The 18,646-nt window shown below is 65.1% G+C and carries 19 protein-coding genes; 6 read left to right on the plus strand and 13 right to left on the minus strand.

The genetic code is table 11. From position 1 onward, the window contains the following. Positions 1–13 precede the first annotated feature (13 nt). The 7 genes from FOM02_RS08725 to FOM02_RS08755 all read right to left on the minus strand — a co-directional run bounded on the left by FOM02_RS08725 (position 14) and on the right by FOM02_RS08755 (position 6,875). A complete protein-coding gene (locus tag FOM02_RS08725; RefSeq protein WP_027560133.1) occupies positions 14–772 on the minus strand; it encodes an SDR family oxidoreductase in 759 nt (252 codons plus the stop codon). Between the two features lie 24 nt (positions 773–796). Further along, positions 797–1,555, minus strand: a complete 759-nt coding sequence (locus FOM02_RS08730; protein ID WP_027560132.1) for a proteasome-type protease — start codon at positions 1,553–1,555, stop codon at positions 797–799. A gap of 224 nt (positions 1,556–1,779) precedes the next feature. Continuing rightward, positions 1,780–2,187, minus strand: coding sequence for a carboxymuconolactone decarboxylase family protein (locus FOM02_RS08735; protein ID WP_027560131.1), 408 nt, complete (start codon positions 2,185–2,187; stop codon positions 1,780–1,782). Between the two features lie 54 nt (positions 2,188–2,241). Continuing rightward, entirely contained in the window at positions 2,242–3,327 is a 1,086-nt protein-coding gene (locus tag FOM02_RS08740) for an acyl-CoA dehydrogenase family protein (RefSeq protein WP_265441641.1), read from the minus strand. A 219-nt stretch (positions 3,328–3,546) separates the two neighbouring features. Then, positions 3,547–4,395, minus strand: a complete 849-nt coding sequence (locus FOM02_RS08745) for a transglutaminase family protein (protein WP_027560129.1) — start codon at positions 4,393–4,395, stop codon at positions 3,547–3,549. Between the two features lie 111 nt (positions 4,396–4,506). After that, entirely contained in the window at positions 4,507–5,451 is a 945-nt protein-coding gene (locus FOM02_RS08750) for an alpha-E domain-containing protein (RefSeq protein ID WP_027560128.1), read from the minus strand. Positions 5,452–5,456: 5 nt separating this feature from the next. Beyond that, positions 5,457–6,875 carry a circularly permuted type 2 ATP-grasp protein gene (locus FOM02_RS08755; protein ID WP_027560127.1) on the minus strand — a complete coding sequence of 473 codons (1,419 nt, stop codon included), beginning with the start codon at positions 6,873–6,875 and terminating at the stop codon, positions 5,457–5,459. 281 nt (positions 6,876–7,156) lie between these two features. Between FOM02_RS08755 and FOM02_RS08760 the strand changes: the two genes are divergently transcribed. From FOM02_RS08760 to FOM02_RS08770, 3 genes are all read left to right on the plus strand, one after another. Further along, complete coding sequence (locus tag FOM02_RS08760) at positions 7,157–7,894, plus strand: competence/damage-inducible protein A (protein ID WP_092213608.1); 738 nt, start codon at positions 7,157–7,159, stop codon at positions 7,892–7,894. A 124-nt stretch (positions 7,895–8,018) separates the two neighbouring features. Further along, the gene (gene gpt, locus FOM02_RS08765; protein ID WP_027560125.1) at positions 8,019–8,546 is read left to right on the plus strand and encodes a xanthine phosphoribosyltransferase; all 528 of its coding nucleotides are present in this window, start codon (positions 8,019–8,021) and stop codon (positions 8,544–8,546) included. 154 nt (positions 8,547–8,700) lie between these two features. Then, positions 8,701–9,324, plus strand: a complete 624-nt coding sequence (locus tag FOM02_RS08770) for a hypothetical protein (protein WP_027560124.1) — start codon at positions 8,701–8,703, stop codon at positions 9,322–9,324. Here the strand turns inward: FOM02_RS08770 and FOM02_RS08775 are convergent, their stop codons facing one another. Together FOM02_RS08775 and FOM02_RS08780 are read right to left on the minus strand one after the other, a co-directional pair. Beyond that, the gene (locus tag FOM02_RS08775) at positions 9,325–9,558 is read right to left on the minus strand and encodes a hypothetical protein (protein ID WP_265441642.1); all 234 of its coding nucleotides are present in this window, start codon (positions 9,556–9,558) and stop codon (positions 9,325–9,327) included. It lies immediately after the preceding gene. After that, the gene (locus FOM02_RS08780; RefSeq protein WP_265441643.1) at positions 9,558–10,580 is read right to left on the minus strand and encodes a methionine synthase; all 1,023 of its coding nucleotides are present in this window, start codon (positions 10,578–10,580) and stop codon (positions 9,558–9,560) included. Before FOM02_RS08780 ends, FOM02_RS08775 begins: the two co-directional genes overlap by 1 nt. Positions 10,581–10,727: 147 nt before the next feature. On the opposite strand from FOM02_RS08780, the gene FOM02_RS08785 reads away from it, so the two are divergent. The 3 genes from FOM02_RS08785 (at position 10,728) to FOM02_RS08795 (ending at position 13,162) form a co-directional block, all read left to right on the plus strand. Beyond that, positions 10,728–11,429, plus strand: coding sequence for a glutathione S-transferase N-terminal domain-containing protein (locus FOM02_RS08785; RefSeq protein ID WP_265441644.1), 702 nt, complete (start codon positions 10,728–10,730; stop codon positions 11,427–11,429). 147 nt (positions 11,430–11,576) lie between these two features. Then, a complete protein-coding gene (locus FOM02_RS08790) occupies positions 11,577–12,185 on the plus strand; it encodes a 2-hydroxychromene-2-carboxylate isomerase (RefSeq protein ID WP_265441645.1) in 609 nt (202 codons plus the stop codon). Next, positions 12,185–13,162: an NADPH:quinone oxidoreductase family protein gene (locus FOM02_RS08795; RefSeq protein WP_092213614.1), complete on the plus strand. Its 978-nt coding sequence runs from the start codon at positions 12,185–12,187 to the stop codon at positions 13,160–13,162. Before FOM02_RS08790 ends, FOM02_RS08795 begins: the two co-directional genes overlap by 1 nt. A gap of 128 nt (positions 13,163–13,290) precedes the next feature. Here the strand turns inward: FOM02_RS08795 and FOM02_RS08800 are convergent, their stop codons facing one another. The 4 genes from FOM02_RS08800 to FOM02_RS08815 form a co-directional block, all read right to left on the minus strand. Further along, positions 13,291–14,181, minus strand: a complete 891-nt coding sequence (locus FOM02_RS08800) for a crotonase/enoyl-CoA hydratase family protein (protein ID WP_092213616.1) — start codon at positions 14,179–14,181, stop codon at positions 13,291–13,293. A gap of 155 nt (positions 14,182–14,336) precedes the next feature. After that, complete coding sequence (locus FOM02_RS08805) at positions 14,337–15,758, minus strand: amidase (RefSeq protein WP_265441646.1); 1,422 nt, start codon at positions 15,756–15,758, stop codon at positions 14,337–14,339. A 2-nt stretch (positions 15,759–15,760) separates the two neighbouring features. Next, a complete protein-coding gene (locus FOM02_RS08810; RefSeq protein WP_265441647.1) occupies positions 15,761–16,924 on the minus strand; it encodes a M20 aminoacylase family protein in 1,164 nt (387 codons plus the stop codon). Positions 16,925–16,938: 14 nt separating this feature from the next. After that, positions 16,939–18,444 carry a M81 family metallopeptidase gene (locus tag FOM02_RS08815; RefSeq protein WP_092213622.1) on the minus strand — a complete coding sequence of 502 codons (1,506 nt, stop codon included), beginning with the start codon at positions 18,442–18,444 and terminating at the stop codon, positions 16,939–16,941. Positions 18,445–18,646: the final 202 nt, after the last annotated feature.

Raw genomic sequence — 18,646 nt, forward strand, 5'->3', positions numbered from 1 at the left:
CTCAGCTCTTACTTCAGCCCCGCCCCACGAACGGCATCTTCGTCGCCATCACAGTCATGGTCAGCACGTTGGCATCGAGCGGCAGGCCGGCCATGTAGGCGACGGCGTCGCCGACCGCCTTCGCATCCATGCGCGGCTCGTGCTTGGTGGTGCCGTCGGGCTGCAGCACGCCGGGGCCGTTGACCATGCGGTCGGTCATCGGCGTTGCGGCATTGCCGATGTCGACCTGGCCGACCGCGATGTCATACATGCGGCCGTCGAGGTTGCTGGCCTTGGTCAGGCCGGTGATGGCGTGCTTGGTCGAGGTGTAGGCCGCCGAGAACGGCCGCGGCGCGTGCGCCGAGATCGAGCCGTTGTTGATGATGCGGCCGCCGCGCGGGTTCTGGTCCTTCATGATGCGGAAGGCGTGCTGGGTGCACAGGAACGGGCCGGTGAGGTTGGTGTTCACCACGGCCTGCCACTGCTCGAGGCTGAGGTCCTCGAAGTTGACGGCCGGCGCGCCCATGCCGGCATTGTTGAACAGCACGTCGAGGCGGCCATAGGTCGCCTTCACCTTGTCGAACAGGGCGGCAATGGAATCCGGCTTGGTCATGTCGGCGGTGACGCACAGGCTCTTGCCCGCGGGGCCGAGCTTGGCGGTCTCCTCGAGCATGTCGAGCCGACGGCCGACGAGCACCACGGTGAAGCCGGCGTTCATCAGCGCCAGCGACGCGGCGCGCCCGACGCCGGTGCCGGCGCCCGTCACCAATGCGATCTTTTTCGCTTCACTCATCGTTTCCTGCCTTTTCTCTTGCTGTCAGGTTTTGGGTTCTTTGTCGTTCTTGTAGGGCGGCCGCGGGATGTTCTGATGCGCCGCGCGCAAGGCCGCCGACCAGCGCGAGCGCAGGTCGTGGAAATAGGGCTCGCCCGCCTCGATGCGGTGGTTGAGATCGGCATCGCAGGCGTCCGAGCGCACTACCAGCACGTCAATCGGAAGTCCGACGCCGAGATTGGAGCGCATGGTGGAGTCCATCGAGATCAGGCCGGTCTTCAGCGCCTCGTAGAGCTCGACGTCGTAATGCATGGCGCGGTCGAGCACCGGCTTGCCGTATTTGTGCTCGCCGATCTGCAAGTAGGGCGTGTCGGTGGTGCACTCGATGAAATTGCCGGCGGTGTAGACCATGAACAGGCGCATCCGCGCGCCCTTGATCTGGCCGCCGAACAGGAAGGAGACGTCGAAGGACACGTCCTCGGATTTCAGCGCCGGGCCTTCGGTGGCGTGCACCGCGCGGATCGCCCGGCCGATGCGCTGGGCAGCCTGGAACATGGTCGGCGCATTCATCAGCGTCTCGACCTCGCCGGTGGTGGGGTCCTCCAGGCCTTCGGTCAGGGTGGACAGCACCGACTGGCTGATGGCGAGGTTGCCGGCGCTGGCGATCGCCATGATGCGCTCGCCGGGTTTTGAGAAGATGTGCAGCTTGCGGAAGGTCGAGACGTTGTCGAGGCCGGCATTGGTGCGGGTATCGGCGATCATCACCAGACCGTCCCGAACCAGGATTCCGCAGCAATAGGTCATTTCCAGTCCCCGAACGCGTTTGCGCGGAATTACTAGCCAATTTCGGGGAGGCATGAAACCCCCCGATTCCCGGGGGGATAGGCCGTCATTCCGGGGCGCGCGTAGCGCGAGCCCGGAATCCATTCGTCCACTAACCTGTGCCGCCTGATGGATTCCGGGCACTAACCTGTGCCGCCTGATGGATTCCGGGCTCGCGCTACGCGCGCCCCGGAATGACAGCTAGCTCAATCCGCCGCATCCACCAGAAACGCCGCATCGACGGGCACGCCGAGCGCCGTGACCAGCCGGTTCGTCTCGGCGGCCATGCCGACGATGGCGAGCAGCTCGCCATATTCGGCTTCGGTCATGCCCTTGGCCCTTGCGGCGGCGGTGTGGGAATGGATGCAGTAGCTGCAGCCGTGCGCGATCGACACCGCGACATAGATCATCTCCTTGACCTTGGGATCGAGCGTGCCCGGACCCATCACCTCCTTGATGCTCTCCCAGGTCCGCCGCAGCGTCTTCGGATCATGTGCCAGCGCGCGCCAGAAATTGTTGACGAAGTCCGACTTCCGCACCTTGCGGATATCGTCGAAAACGGCGCGCGCCTCGGTGGAGAGTTCATCGTCCGACAGCAGCTTCACGGTCGCCATGGGGGTCCTCGCGGGGGCAGGTCTGATCCCGCGAGTGTAGCACGGCTCGCACGGTCAGCCGGCATGCGCGGTCGAACGACGCAAGGCCAGCTTGCCGATGTCGACATACTGTCTCTGCTGCGCGTGAGCGTGCTGAGCTGCGACATGGAGGTCGCGCAGACGCCGCTGCAACGGCGAAGTGTCGTAGACCGCGCTGCTTCCGGCCAGCGCAAAGCAGGCATCGGCGATGCGGACGCAGGTCGTGGCGAGCCAGGTCGCGGATCGAGCCCCTTCGATGACGAGGTCTTCGTCGTTCAGCGTTCCCGACACCGCGTGATGCCAGTGGCTGGCGGCCTGGGCCTCTTGAAACGCCCGCGCGGCCGCCAGGTCAGCGGAAATCCGGCCGAGCTCGTAATGGAAGGTCTCGGACTCCCGCATCGGCACGGCCGCATACAATTGCTGCCTTCCGGTATCGGCAAGCGCGAGCAGTTCATCGACGGCGCCCTCCGCCATGCCTACCGTGACTGCGCCGTGCACCAGGGGCAGCCATTGCCGCACCGCCTGATAGAGCGGACCCGGCTGTTGCGGGCCTGCTTCGAGATCGATGAAATCCGCCTCGGGAACCAGCGTCTCCTTCAGCGTGACGTGATGGCTGGCGGTGCCCTTGAGCCCCGCCGCGTGCCAGGTGTCCTCGATCTCCCAGTCGCGCGCCGGCAGCGCCACGACGCGAACCTGCGGCTTGCCCTGCGCGCCCGGGATCGGTTTGCCATTCTCGGTGACGATACAGAACCCGCCGATCCATTCGGCATGCGTGCAACCGCTGACAAACGGCCAGCGGCCCTTGACGCGATAGCCGCCGTCCACGCGCTCTGCCGTTCCACCGGGTTGGGACGAGCCGCAGATCGCCGTATCAGGCCCGTCCTGATAGATGCGCTTGTACAATTCCGGGCGTGACGCGGCGACGAACAGGCTGCTGGCTCCCGCGACGACCGTGATCCAGCCGATCGAGCCGTCGAGACGGGCAAGTGCCCTGATGACCTCCATTCCGGCCGGAAAATCCAGCTCCAGCCCGCCATGGCTTCGCGGCACGAACATGCGAAAGATCCCGATCGCCTTCAGCCGCTCCACGATATCAGGCGAGACGCGGCGCGCGGCTTCCATCTCGCGGCGCGAGCCTTGATCGACGGCGCCAGTTTCTGGATGCCCGCAAGCATGTCCTTGTGGGGATCGCGCAGTTGCACGGAATGTGTTTTGGTCTTTTCTTGAAGCCGCATCTGTCTCAACCTCTGTTGCGGAAACGGATCGCAACGAAGGTTGAACGGATGGCGCTACGGCGCGGTTTCAGCGCGGTGGTCGTCGATTACAGCTGTAACGCTGCGCCTAGCCCTGCCGCTGGGACTGCGATTGCGACTGGCCGCCGCGGCCGGCCTGGTCGACCTTGACCGCCACCGTCAGCGTCTCCATGCCGCCGCCGTAACGGGTGCCGCGCACGGGCGCGGCGCCGAGATAATCGAGCCCGATCGCAACGCGGACATGGGCGTCGGTGGCGCAGATGCTGTTGGCGGGATCGAAGCCAACCCAGCCGAGGTCAGGCACGTAGGCCTCCGCCCAGGCGTGGCCGGCGTCCTGGTGCACGGTGCCATCGGCACGCAGGAAGTGGCCGGAGACGAAGCGCGCCGGCACGCCGCCGGTGCGGGCGCAGGCGATGAAGATGTGCGCATAGTCCTGGCAGACGCCGCGCTTGAGCGTGAAGGCTTCGGCCGCCGAGGTGCCGCTGTTGGTCGGGTCCTCGTCGAAGGTCATGTGGTCGCTGATCTCAGTCATCAGCGTGTGCAGGAAGCCGAGCGTGTCGTTCTCGGCCTCGCTGCGCAGCTGGCGCGCCACCGCCATCATCGCCGGATTGACGGAGGTGAGGTCGGTCGTGCGCAGGAACATGCCGGCCGGAAAACGCTCGTCGGCGCCGCGCAGCACGCCACCGGTATCGTGGGTCTCGATCAGGCCCTCGGCGGTGATCCTGATGTCGCCGACGGGGCCGCAGGACAGCACATGGATGACGTTGCCGAATGCGTCCTCATGGGTGTCGAGCTTGGTGTCGGTGGAGACGTCGATCTGCCATTCCGCCACATATTGCCCGTCATGGCTGCCGGGCGTCATGCGCAGGATCTGGATCACGCTGGTCGCTGCCGGCTCGTAGCGATAGGTCGTGGTGTGCTGGATTCGCAGGCGCATGGTGGACCGTTGTTCCAAAGTCGTCATTCCGGGGCGATGCGCCAGCATCGAACCCGGAATCTCGAGATTCCGGGTTCGGTCCTTCGGACCGCCCCGGAATGACGGCGTGTATCAGATCAAATACTGCTTCGTGATGATTTCGCCCAGCCTGGAATTATCCGCGATGAATTCCTGAATGAATTCATGCACGCCGTGCTGGAAAATGTCGTTCATGTTGCTGTGTTCCAGCCGGTTGCGGATGCCGCGGGCGTGGCGCTGGGCCGGGCCCTGGCGGCCATAGGCGACGCCGATCTGGTCGAGGTTGCGCACGAGATTGCCGTAGCAGCTGGCAAGCGAGCGCGGCAGCGTGTCGTTGAGGATGAGCAGGTCCGCGATCAGCCAGGGCTTCAGCGTCTCGCGGTAGACCCAGTGATAGGCCGTCAGCGCCGAGACCGAGCGCAGGATCGAGCTCCACTGGTAGAAGTCGAGCGGGCCGCCGACATGCTCCTCCTCGGGCAGCAGCACGTGATACTTCACGTCGAGGATGCGCGCGGTGTTGTCGGCGCGTTCCAGATGCACGCCCATCCGCGAGAACCAGTAGGCGTCGTTGCGCAGCATGGTCCGGTAGGCCGAGCCGTCGAAGCGCAGCGAGGTCTCCTGCACGAAGCGCAGGAACTTTGCGAGGTCCTCGCGCGTCGAGGTGCCCTTGCTCCAGACCGCCTGCAGCTCGATCCAGGCCGAGTTGATGGTGTCCCACATCTCGCTGGTCAACGCGGTGCGTACCGAGCGCGAGTTCAGCCGCGCCGCCTCGATGCAGTTCCGGATCGAGGACGGGTTGTCCGCAGAGAACGAGAGATAGTCGACGACGTTGTGCTCGTTGGCTTCCTCGTAGGTCTGGTAGAAGCTGGCGGCGACGCCGGCGGTGAGCAGCGCGGAGTCCCATTCATTGGTCTTGCCGATATAGGCAGCCGGCAAGGCTGTGACGCGCAAGGTCGCATCGATGGTGCGCGCGAGATACTCGGCCCGTTCGACGTAGCGGGCGAGCCAGTAGAGGTTTTCGGCGGTACGCGACAGCATTCTCTCTACTCGTCCAGAATCCAGGTGTCTTTGGTGCCGCCGCCCTGGCTCGAATTCACCACGAGCGAACCTTCCTTCAGCGCGACGCGCGTCAGTCCGCCCGGCACGATCGTGGTGCGCTTGCTGCCGGTGAGCACGAAGGGCCTGAGGTCGACGTGGCGCGGCGCAAGGCCACTTGCGGTGCAGGTCGGGCAGGTCGAGAGCGCCAGCGTCGGCTGGGCGATAAAGCCTTCCGGCTCGCGCTTGAGCTTTTCGCGGAACGCCTCGATCGTCGCTTTCGTCGCGGCGGGGCCGATCAGCATGCCGTAGCCGCCGGAGCCGTGCACCTCCTTGACGACGAGCTCGCCGAGATTGTCCAGCACGTAAGCCAGATCCTTCGGCTCACGGCAGCGCCAGGTCTGCACGTTCTTCAGGATCGGCTCCTCGCCGAGATAGAATTTCACGATGTCAGGCATGTAGGAGTAGATCGCCTTGTCGTCGGCGATGCCGGTGCCGACAGCGTTGGCGAGCGTGATATTGCCGGCCGCATAGGCCGACATCAGCCCGGGCACGCCGAGCACGGAGTCGGGGCGGAAGGTGAGGGGATCGAGGAAATCGTCGTCGACGCGGCGATAGATCACGTCGACCCGCTTCAGCCCTTCCGTCGTCCGCATGAACACTTCGTTGTTCTTGACGATGAGGTCGCGGCCCTCGACCAGCTCGATACCGAGCTTGTCGGCGAGGAAGGAGTGCTCGTAATAGGCGGAATTGTAGACGCCCGGCGTCAGCAGCGCGACGGTCGGCTCTCCGGAGGCGCTTTGCGGCGCGACCGAGCGCAAGGCCGCGAGCAGCTCGTCCGGATAGCGTTCGACCGGCGCCACCTTGTGGCGGGCGAACAGATCCGGAAACAGCCGCATCATGATCTCGCGGTTTTCCAGCATGTAGGACACGCCCGACGGCGTGCGCGCATTGTCCTCCAGCACGATGAAGTCCTCGGCGTCGACCCGGACGATGTCGATGCCGGCGATGTGCACGTAGACGTCGTGCGGCACCTGCTGGCCGTTCATCTCGGGGCGGAAGACCGGGTTCTGGAAGATCAGATCGTCAGGCACGACCTCCGCGCGCAGGATGTCGCGGCCGTGATAGATGTCGCGCAGGAACATGTTGAGCGCGCGCACGCGCTGCTTCAGGCCCTTCTCCAGCAGCGCCCATTCCTTGCCGGACATGATCCTGGGAATCACGTCGAACGGGATCAGGCGCTCGGTGGACTCGGCCTCGCCATAGACCGCGAAGGTGATGCCGATGCGGCGAAACAGGAGCTCGGCTTCCTGGCGGCGATATTCGAGCGCCTCGGGCGGCGTCTCTTTGAGCCAGCGTGCCAGCTCCTGATAGGCGGGGCGAAGGTCCCCGCCGGGAATATTCATTTCGTCAAACGCGATTGCCATAGATCCCGACTTGTCTCCGCAAGGCGTTGCGCCAATGGTCAGGTCGGTGAGGTCCAGGTGCAGACCGCAACGTCCTGTGGCCATGCGGCAAGAGTGCATGACTTTCATGTGGTAGCAAGGGCCGGGCCAGCGCGATAAGCATGGTGGAGGGGCATTTGCCGGGGACGACTGGCGGCTTGCCTGAAAAAATGGCTGAGGACTGCTTATTTCGGCAGCAAAACCGCGTGACTTCAACGCGTTACCTCGGCAAAGTCGAGACGACAGGTGAGGGACTGAAGGCAATGAGCGAGATCGTCACGGCGGGCATTCTGGTCATCGGGGATGAAATCCTGTCCGGCCGGACCAAAGACAAGAATATCGGCTTCATCGCCGAATACCTGACCAATATCGGCATCGACCTGAAGGAAGTCCGGGTCGTCTCCGACGACGAGGCCGACATCATCGCCGCGTTGGATGCGCTGCGGCATCGCTACACCTATGTCTTCACCACCGGCGGCATCGGGCCGACCCATGACGACATCACCGCCGACAGCGTCGCCAAGGCCTTTGGCGTCGGCATCGACCATCACCCGGAGGTGGTCGCCCGTTTCCGCGAGCGCTGGAGCGAGCAGGATCTCAACGAGGCCCGCCTGCGCATGGCCCGCATCCCCAACGGCGCCGAGCTGATCCAGAGTGCGACCATCCTCGCGCCCGGCTTCAAGATCGGCAATGTCATCGTCATGGCCGGCGTGCCCTCGATCATGCAGGCGATGATGGACATCGTCTCGCCCAAGCTGAAATCCGGCGTGCGCATGCTGTCCGAATCGGTCCGCGCCAATGCGCGGGAAGGCGACATCGGCAGCCCGCTGCGGGCGATCGCGGAGGCTCACCCGGACACCATCATCGGCAGCTATCCGTTCATGGACGAAGAGCAGAAGCCCAATACCAATCTGGTGGTACGCTCGCGCGATGCGGATAAGCTGGCGGCAGCGATGGCGGCGGTGAAGGACATGCTGGCGGGATTGAACATCACCCGCTAAAGCGCCGGGCCCGGCGCTTTAGCGTTTTATTCGAGCATGATCTTGTCGGAAAACCGCTGCACACTTTTCCGGATCATGCTTTCGCGCCCGGCTTGCCGGACGTGTGACGAAGCAGGAGACGACAATGGCTGGCGAAGCACCGGAACTGAATGCGCAGGAGAAGGCCGGCAAGGCCTTCCCGGTGTCCTGGGACCAGTTCCACAGGGATTGCCGGGCGCTGACCTGGCGCCTCAACGAGGTCGGCCCGTTCCACGCGGTGATCGCGATCACCCGCGGCGGTCTGGTGCCGGCTGCGATCGTGGCCCGTGAGCTCGGCGTGCGCGTGATCGATACGGTCTGCATCGCCAGCTACGATCACAACAAGCAGGGCGAGCTTCAGGTGCTCAAGGGCATTTCCGAGGCGGCCATGAAGCTCGGCAACGGCACCGGCAAGGGGCTTTTGATCGTCGACGACCTCGTCGACACCGGCAAGACCGGCAGAATGGTACGCGAGATGCTGCCGGATGCACATTTCGCCACGGTCTATGCCAAGCCGATGGGACGTCCGCTGGTCGACACCTTCATCACCGAAGTGTCGCAGGACACGTGGATATTCTTCCCGTGGGACACCGCGCTGTCGTACCATCCACCGCTGCGCGACGGGGCGGCGTAGTTTTTCTTCGCCTCTCCCCGCGTGCGGGGAGAGGCCGCGCCGTAGGCGCGGGTGAGGGGGACTCTCCGCGAGTCCAGCTCTCACCGAGTTTGCGGAGGCTCCCCCTCATCCCGACCTTCTCCCCGCACGCGGGGAGAAGGAGAAGAGCCGCACCATGCCCCTGCAAAACCGCGTCACCCCCACCGGCGACATCATCGCCACCCCGCATCGCGGCATGTTCACCGGCAATCGGGGCATCATCCATGATCCCGCCACCAAGACGCTTCTGAAGAAGCGCTGGTCGACGCCAGCCTGGCTCACCTGCACCTGCGAATTCCGCGGCCGCCATCGCGAAGTGATGGCGCAGCGAAGCTGGACCGAGCTGTTCTTCCTGGACGAGGCCACCGCGCTCGCCGCCGGCCATCGCCCCTGCTTCTACTGCCGCCGCGACGATGCCAATCGCTTCCGCAGCGCATGGGAGAAGGGCAATCGCGTGCACAATGTGCGCATGCACGACATCGACACGGTGTTGCACCACGAGCGGCTCGATCAGGGCAGGAAGCGGCTGCACGCGCTGCTGGTGCCGCTCGACCAGCTCCCTGACGGCGCGATGGTGCAGCAGGGCGAGGAGAGTTTTCTGGTGGTGCAGGGCAGGGCGTTGCTGTGGTCGCCGGCGGGTTATGTTGCCGATGCCCGCGAATTTGAAGGCGCGCAACTGCTGACGCCGCCTTCGACGCTGCGCGCCATGAATGCCGGCTACGAGATCACGATGCATCCTAGTGCACAGAACGCCGCGTAGCTACTTCAGCGGCCGTCCCTGTTCGTCGACCGTCGTGCGCGCGTCGCGCAGGGCCCATTCGCGGATGATCTGCCGGCAACGGCTGAGTTCGGCCTCGCTGACACTGCCGGCCGCCTTCTCGGCGCGTTCCACCATCGTCTTGCAGTTGAGCAGCACGGAGCGATCCTCCGCATGCACAGGCGAGGTGATCGCCGCAAAGACTGCGGCGACGAGCAGCGTCCGGACGTCCACCATCAGCCGAGCTTCTCGCGCGCCAGCGCGGCGCCGGCGCCAAGCGCCATCAGCTTGGCTTCGGCGATCTCGCGCCGCATCGGCGCCATGCCGCAATTGGTGGTGGCGATGATGTTGCTCTTCGGCACGAACTTCGAGACGGCGTCGATCACCTGCACGACGTCCTCGGCGGTCTCGACCGTGTCGCTGGCGACATCGATCACACCGGCCTGCACGATCTTGTTCTTGAGCAGCGCGAGCAGGTCGAGCGGCACTTTCGAATTGCGGCACTCGATCGCGACCTGCTGGATCGGACTGGCGTCGATCGCCGGAAAGATCTGCTCGTATTGCCGCCATTGGCTGCCTAACGTCTCCTTCCAGTCGGTGTTGGCCTTGATGCCGTAGCCGTAGCAGATGTGCACGGCGGTGGTGCAGGTCAGGCCCTGCGCGGCGCGCTCCAGCGCCTTGATGCCCCAGTCGTTGACCTCGTCCATGTAGACGTTGAAGGCGGGCTCGTCGAACTGCACGAGATCGACGCCGTCGGCCTGCAAGGCCTTGGCCTCCTCGTTGAGCAGCTCGGCGAAGGCGAACGCCATCTTGACGCGGTCGCCGTAATAACGGTCGGCGATCGTGTCGATGATCGTCATCGGGCCCGGCAGGGTGAATTTCAGCTTCTTCTTCGTATGCGTGCGTGCCACTTGCGCCTCAAAGGCGTGGACGCGGCCCTTGAGCCGGAGCGGGGCGACCACCTGCGGCACCATCGCCTTGTAGCGATCTTTCCGGATGCCCATCTCGACCTTGTGGGCGAAATCGATGCCCTCGATCTTCTCCAGAAAACCGTGCACGAAGTGCTGGCGGGCCTGCTCGCCCTCGGTGACGATGTCGATGCCGGCGTCCTCCTGGACCTTAAGCCAGATCAGCGTCGCGTCGCGCTTGGCGCGGAGCAACTCGTCGCCTTGGGACTTCCAGGGCGCCCAGAGCATGTTGGGCTCGGCGAGCCATTCGGGCTTCGGCAAGGAGCCGGCGATCGTGGTTGGAAACAGCATGGCGGCCCTCCCGGCAGGTTGAGTTGCGCCCCTTCCTGCCATGTCCTAACGTCGAGGTACAGAACAACGAAAGTCGCTCTCTATTCCAGCGGCGACGCCAGGGAAGGCCGAAGGGAAAGGCCCAAAGGAAAGGCCAGAGGACAGGTCATGATCGACCTCTATTATGCGCCGACGCCGAACGGCTGGAAAATCTCGATCATGCTGGAGGAACTCGGGCTTCCCTACACCGTGAAGCCGGTCAATATCCGCGCCGGCGAGCAGTTCAGCCCCGAGTTTCTGGCGATCTCCCCCAACAACCGCATTCCCGCGATCGTCGATCATGACCCGGCCGATGGCGGTGCGCCGTTCTCGGCGTTCGAGACCGGCGCAATCCTGATCTATCTGGCGGAGAAGACCGGCCGTTTCCTACCCACCGATCTGCGCGGCCGCTCCACCACCATTCAATGGGTGATGTGGCAGATGGGAGGGCTGGGCCCGATGCTCGGCCAGCACGGCCATTTCACGCTCTATGCGGCAGAGAAAATTCCCTACGCGATCGAGCGCTACCGCGACGAGGCGGCGCGGCTCTATGGCGTGCTCGACCGGCAGCTCGGCAAGACCGGCGCCTATCTCGCCGGCAACTATTCCATCGCCGACATCGCCTGCTTTCCCTGGACCATGACCCACAAGGCGCAGGGTTTTACCCTCGACGACTATCCGAGCGTGAGGCGCTGGTACGCTGAGGTGCGCGCCCGGCCGCAGGTGCAGGCAGGGCTTGCGATTGGAAAATTCGTGAAGGAGCCGTTCGACGAGGAATCACGCAAGATCATGTTCGGGCAACGGGCTAAGGAAGTGCTGGGAAGGAAGTAGCCGTCATTCCGGGGCGCGCGAAGCGCGAGCTACGGTGCGCAATTGCGCACCTGAGAATCCATCGGGCCGCAGAACAACAGGCGAAATGGATTCCGGGCCTGCGCCTTGCGGCGCATCCCGGAATGACAGACAGACAAAGGAAACGCCATGATCGAATTCTTCTTCGACTGCTCCAGCCCCTGGACTTATCTCGCCTTCCACAACATCCAGCCGCTGGCAAAGGAGCTTGGCGCCGAGATCGTCTGGCGGCCGATCCTGGTCGGCGGCATCTTCAACACGGTCAACCCAAGCGTCTACGCGCAGCGCGAGACGCCGGTGCCGCTGAAGGCGCGCTATATGAAGAAGGACCTCTCCGACTGGGCGCGCTCGGCGGGCCTCGCCATCAAGATGCCGCCGACGGTGTTTCCGGTGAACAGCGTCAAGGCGATGCGCGGCTGCATCTGGCTCGGTAAGGAGATGGTGCCGTTCGCGACATCAGTGTTCGAGACCTATTGGGGCGGCGACAAGGACATCTCGCAGGACGCGGTGCTGGCTGAGATATGCAAGAAGGTCGGGATTGACGAGCAAAAGTTCTTCGCCGGCATTTCCGAGCAGAGCATCAAGGATCAGCTCAAGGCCAATACGGAGGAGGTCGTGGCGCGCGGCGGCTTCGGCTCGCCGACCATCTTCGTGAACAAGATCGACATGTATTTCGGCAATGATCGCCTGCCGCTGATCCGCGAGGCTCTGCTGCGCAGCAAGGCGAGCGCGGCCTGATGGTGCGCGCTGTTGTCTGCCGCGCGCTCGGCGCGCCCGAAACCTTGCGGCTGGAGGAGTTTCCGTCGCGCGTCCTGAAGCCGGGCGAGGTGCGCGTTGCGATCCGTGCCGCTGGTTTGAATTTCCCTGATGTGCTGATGGCGGCCGGCGAATACCAGCTCAAGCCCGAGCTGCCGTTCACGCCGGGCATGGAAGCCGCCGGCGACGTCACCGAGGTCGGTGCGGAGGCGAGGGGCGTTGCCGTCGGCGACAAGGTCATCGTGAAAATGCGCCACGGCGCCTTCACCGATGAGGCCGTGGTGACGCCGGCGCAGCTCACGCCGATGCCGTCGACGTTCGATTATGCGGAGGCTGCGACCTATCTTGCCGGCCACGGCACCGCCTATCACGCGCTGATCGATCGCGGCCGGGTCGAGCCGGGCGAGGTGCTGCTGGTGCATGGCGCCGGCGGCGGCGTCGGTCTTGCCGCCGTCGAGATCGGCAAGATGCTCGGCGCGACCGTGATCGCGACCGCCTCCAGCGACGAGAAGCTCGCGATCGCAAAATCGCGCGGCGCCGACCATCTCGTGCGCTACGACCGCGAGCCGTTCCGCGATGCGGTCAAGCGCATCACCGACGGCCGCGGCGCGGACGTAGTGTTCGATCCCGTCGGCGGCGAGGTCTTCGAGAACTCGATGCGCTGCATCGCCTGGGGCGCCCGGCTCCTGGTGATCGGTTTTACCGGCGGCATCGGTTCGGCCAAGACCAACCTGCTGCTGATCAAGGGCGCCAGCGTGCTAGGGGTGCGCGCCGGCGAAGCCGTGCGGAAAAACCCCGCGCTGGGCGAGGTGCGCCTGAAGGCGCTCTTGCAGTGGGCGGAGGAGGGCAAGCTCCGTCCCAACGTCTCGCACCGCCTGCCGCTGGAGGATTACGCGAAGGCGATGCGGCTGTTGATCGATCGCAAGGCGATCGGGCGCGTGGCGCTGGTGATGCAGTGACGGTGCCGTGGTGACGGTGCCGTAGGGTGGGCAAAGGCGCTCTTGCGCCGTGCCCACCATCTCTCAATGATAACGAAAGAACGTGGGCACGCTTCGCTTTGCCCACCCTACGAGAAGTCGCGAAAGCCTCACTTATACTCCCGCTCCGTCCACCACGGGAAATAGTCCGGCATATCGCTCGACACCTTGTTCTTGAACTGCGCCGGGCGCTTCTCCAGGAACGAGACCACGCCTTCCTTCACATCGTCCGAGCGGCCGCGGGTGTAGATGCCGCGGCTGTCGACCTTATGGGCCTCCATAGGATCGTCGGCGCCCATCATGCGCCACATCATCTGGCGGATCAGCGCCACCGAGACCGGGGCGGTCTTGGCGGCGAACTCCTTGGCGAGCGCGCGGGCGGTGGGCAGCAGATCATCGGGAGCTACGACCTTGCTGACGAGGCGTCCGGCGAGGGCTTCCTGCGCGGGGAAGACGCGGCCCGAATAGCACCATTCCAGCGCCTGCGAGATGCCGACGATGCGCGGCAGGAACCAGCTCGAGGCCGCCTCCGGCACGATGCCGCGCTGGGAGAACACGAAGCCGAACCGCGCGGCTTCGGATGCAATGCGGATGTCCATCGCGAGCTGCATGGTGACGCCGATGCCGACCGCAGGTCCGTTCACCGCGGCGATCACGGGCTTGAGGCATTTGAAGATGCGCAAGGTCACCTGGCCGCCGCCGTCGCGCACCTGCGGATCGCTGTAATCGACCTTGCCGTCGGCGAAACGTTTCACCGGCCCGCGCCGCGCGTCGCGATCGAACGTGTCGGCGCCTGACGACAGATCGGCGCCCGCGCAAAAGCCGCGGCCGGCGCCGGTGACGATGATGGCGCGGACATTGTCGTCCTTGTCGGCGGCGTCGAACGCGTCGATCAGCTCGGCTTGCATCTGAGCGTTGAAGGCGTTGAGCTTGTCGGGCCGGTTCAGCGTGATGGTGAGGATCTGCTCGGCGACCTCGTATTTGATCGTCTCATACGCCATGGGGGGTCCTTCCCTTGTCTCTTTGTCGTTTTCTCTAGCACGTCATTCCGGGGCGCGCGAAGCGCGAGCCCGGAATCCATCTCTCCGCGCCAGTAGCGCCCATGAATGGATTCCGGGCTTGCGCCAAGAGGGCGCAACCCGGAATGACGGTGCGTTTAATGAGCCGGCGGCTTCGGCCAGGGCCGCTGCGTTCCGCGCAGGCCCTCAAAGGCCTTGGCCATGCCGAGCACGCCGATATCGTCGAAGCGGCGTCCGACGATCTGCACGCCGATGGGAAAACCCTTGGCATCGAAGCCGCCATTGATGGAGACGGCCGGGTTCTCCGACATATTCCACGGCACGGTATAGGCGATGTGCTCGAACGGCTTCATGGGATCGTTGATCGGTGAGGCCCATTCCGCCGGAAAATTCACGTTCGGCGCGGTCGGCGAGATCACGTAGTCGAGCTCGCAGAACAGCTTTGACGCCGCAGCGCGGATCGCCATGGTCTGGTTGAAGCCACGGATGACGTCGACGCCCGACAATTTCGCGCCGGACTCGCCCCATTTGAAGATGTAGGGCAGCACTTTTGCCTGTTCGGCCGGCGTCAACTTGGCGAGGTCGTCCCACATCCGCGCGCGCCAGAAATTGTCGAGGCCGTCGAGCATCTCGCGGGTGAGGATGCCGTCGACTTCGGTGACGACGCTGCCTGCGGACTCGAATGCCTTCGCGGCCTTCACCGCGACCTCGCGCACCGGCTTCTCCAGCGCCATGCCGCATCCGGGATCGAGCATCAGGCCGATGCGCAGTTTTCGCGGCGACTTCTCCGGTCCCTTCCAGTTGAGCGGCTCGGCGGGCAGGCTCATGCCGTCGCGCCGGTCGGGCTTTGCGATCACGCTCATCATCAGCGCGCAATCATCGACCGTGCGGGTCATCGGACCGGCGACGCGGCCGACATAGGTGGGATCGATCGGCACGCGGCCAAAGCTCGGCTTCAGGCCGACGAGGCCACACCAGCCCGCGGGCAGGCGCACCGAGCCGCCGATATCTGTGCCGAGATGCAAGGGGCCGTAGCCGGCCGCCGCAGCAGAGCCCGCGCCCGCGCTGGAGCCGCCGGGATTCTTGGAGAGATCCCAAGGATTGCGCGCGAGCGCATGGAAAGAGGAGAGCCCCGAGGACAGCATGCCGTAATCGGGCATGGTGGTCTTGGCGAAGATCACCGCGCCTGCCTCGCGCAACCGCGCGGCGGGCGGAGCGTCCTTCTCGGCCGGCACAAGCTTGACGGAGGCCGCGCCCAGCGGCACCGGCACGCCCTTGGTGGCGATGTTGTCCTTCACCGTGACGGGCACGCCGTCGAGCGGGCCCGAGGGTTCGCCGCCGGTCCAGCGCGCGGTCGAGGCCTTGGCGACCTCGCGCGCGCTGTCGGGATCGAATGCATAGAGCGCCTTCAGGTGCGGCTCCCACGTAGCGACATGCGCGAGCACGTCCTCCAGCACCTCGCTCGGCGAGAATTGTTTTGCGCGATAGCCCGCGATCAGGTCGACCGCGGACAGATCGTGCAGCGAGGTGACGGCCTCTTCGACGCTCTTTTTATGCATTGCTAGCTCACCGGCATGCGCGTTTCGATGATACGGGCGAACATGCTGGCACCGATCGGCAGGATCTTGTCGTCGAGCACGAAGCCGGGATTGTGCACCGGCACCGAGCCGTCATGGCCGACCCAGAAATAGGCGCCGGGAATGGTCTGCAGCATGTCGGCGAAATCCTCGCTGCCCATCTTCGGCTGGGCGCGGGTGATCACGTTGGCCGGATCGACCACAGTGCGCGCGACCTCCTCGACCACCTTGGACTGCTCGACCTGGTTGACCAGCACGCCGAAGGTGTCGCGGATGTCGGCCTCGATCTCGCACTGATAAGCGGCCGCAACGCCGGCGCAGATCGTGCGGATGCGTTCGGCGATCAGGGCGCGGACTTCATTGGAGAAGGTCCGGATCGTGCCGCACAGATGCGCATCGCCGGGAATGACGTTGTAGGCCGAGCCGGCATGAATCTGGGTGATCGAGATGACGGCGGCCTGCAGCGGGTCGACGTTGCGGCTGACGATGGTCTGGATCGCCTGCGCCAGCGTGGTGGCGATGATCACCGCGTCCTTGGAGCGCTCGGGCATCGCGCCATGCGCGCCATAGCCGGTGATGCGGAGATCGAAGAAGTCGGCGCCGGCCATCGCCGGGCCGGGGAGGATCGCGATCTCGCCGTGGTTGAGGTCGGGCGCGTTGTGCAAGCCGTAGAGCTCGTCACACGGAAACTTCTCGAACAGGCCGTCCTTGATCATCGCGCGGGCGCCGCCGAGGCCTTCCTCGGCCGGCTGGAAGATCAGATGCACGGTGCCGTCGAAATTCCGGGTCTCGGCGAGATAGCGCGCGGTGCCGAGCAGCATGGTGGTGTGGCCGTCATGACCGCAACCGTGGAAGCGGCCGGGGATCTTCGAGCTCCATTTCAGATTGGTGTTCTCTTCCATCGGCAGCGCGTCCATGTCGGCGCGCAGGCCGATGCGCTTGCTGCCCGAACCCTTGCCCTTGATGACGCCGATCACGCCGGTGCCACCGAGACCGCGATGCACCTCGATGCCCCAACTCGTGAGCTTGTCGGCGACGATGCCGGACGTCCGCACTTCCTCGAAGCCGATCTCGGGATGGGCGTGGAGGTCGCGCCTGATGGCGGTGAGTTCGTCGGCGTAGCCGTCGATGCGGTCGATCGTGGGCATGGGTTCCTGTCCGGTTAGCGTGAAGGAGGATTGAAGACGGGGCCGTTCGGCTTGATGCGGATGCCCGGACGCAGGCGCGTCCAGGGCAGCGAGGCGGTATCGGCCGGCATCGCGCCGGGCGCGGCGCAGATCATCAGCTTTTCCGCGATCGGCTCGAAGTCGGCGCGGAAATGCACCGAGCTCTTGTTGACCAAAATCTTCTCCTGCGTCGGCTCGATGCCGACATAGCGGTACATCGCCTGGTCCGCGAGCTGGGCCTTGTGCGAGGAGACGACGACGCGGACGTCGCCGATGCGCAAGGCTGCGGAGGGGCCCATCTCCATCTCGCGGCCGCCATAATAGGGGCCGGGCGCGATGAAGCGGCCGTCGGAGAGCTTTTCGACGACGAACGTCTCGCGATAGGGCTCGTCGCCGGGAATGCCGGACTTGCCGCCGAGCGCCAGCGTCACAGTGGCGCCGACGCCGGCCGCATGCGCGGCCCTGGCCGATTCCGGATCGTAGATCGCCCCGGTCGCGGCGCTTGCCTTGTTGCGCACCAGCGCGCGCAGCATGCCCGTGGTGTCGGAATCGCCGCCGGCGCCGGGATTGTCCTGGGTGTCGGCGATGATGATCGGCTTGCTCGCGGTCTTCGAAAGTTCCATGGCGTGGCGCACGCCGTCGTCGGGCGACCAGATCTTGCCGTCGAAATCGTCCTCGTGGCTTTCGATCAGCTTGACGATCGTGTCCGCCGCGCGGTCGGCGTCCGCTTGCGTCCTGCCATAGGCGAACACGCTCGGGCCGCAGTCGCGGAAATCGGCGGCGGGGAAGCCCGGCGCAAAGGAAAGGGTCGGAACCGCATCGCTCTCGAGGCTAGCGAGCTTCTGGTAGATGCCCCTGGTCGGCTGGTCGTTGGTGCACTGCCAGCTGATCGGGATCAGGAACGGCAATTGCCGGAACGCCTTGGCAAAGCGCTGCTTCGTCTTCAGCAGCAGCGCGAGATGGTGCGCGGCGGCGCGGCCGGTGTCGGCCATGTCGACATGGGGATAGGTGCGGTAGGCGATCAGCGCGTCGGCATGCTCCATCATCTCGGGCGTGACGTTGGCGTGCAGGTCGAGGCTTGCGACCAGCGGAACATCCTTGCCGATGACGCGGCGCACGCGCGCCAGGATTTCACCTTCGCCGTCGTCGAGATGCTCGGTCACCATGGCGCCGTGCAGGTCCAGATAGACGGCGTCGATCGGGCCGGCGGCTTTGATGCCGTCGACCATGACCTTCACGATGCGCTCGAAGGCGTCCTTGGTAACGTGGGCGGACGGGCTCGCGCCGCAGGCGATGGTCGGAATGAGTTCCCAGCCATTGGCCTCGGTGCTGTCGGCGAAGCCGGCAAGGCCGACATTGATGCGCCGCATCACCTTCAGCACGTCGGCGCCTTCGGTCATCGCGGGCCAGCCGCCGCCATGCTGGAAGTCGGCGAACGTCGCCTTGGTCGGGGCGAAGGTGTTGGTCTCGTGCAGGAAGCCGCCGACGGCGATACGTGTCATCAATTCAGGTCCAGTCGATCAAGAAGGCGCGACGTTAGCCTTGGCCTTGAGGAGAGAGCAAGGCGGGAAGCAATCGCGCCATGCATAGGGTCAAGCTGTTTTGGGAATGCTGCTCCGCCGTCATTCCGGGGCGCGCCACTTGGCGCGAGCCCGGAATCCATCAGGCGGCAGACTCTGCCGCGCGATGGATTCCGGGCTCATC

Origin of the sequence: Bradyrhizobium sp. SEMIA (assembly GCF_014844175.1) — a bacterium.
GTDB classification, from domain to species: domain Bacteria; phylum Pseudomonadota; class Alphaproteobacteria; order Rhizobiales; family Xanthobacteraceae; genus Bradyrhizobium; species Bradyrhizobium arachidis.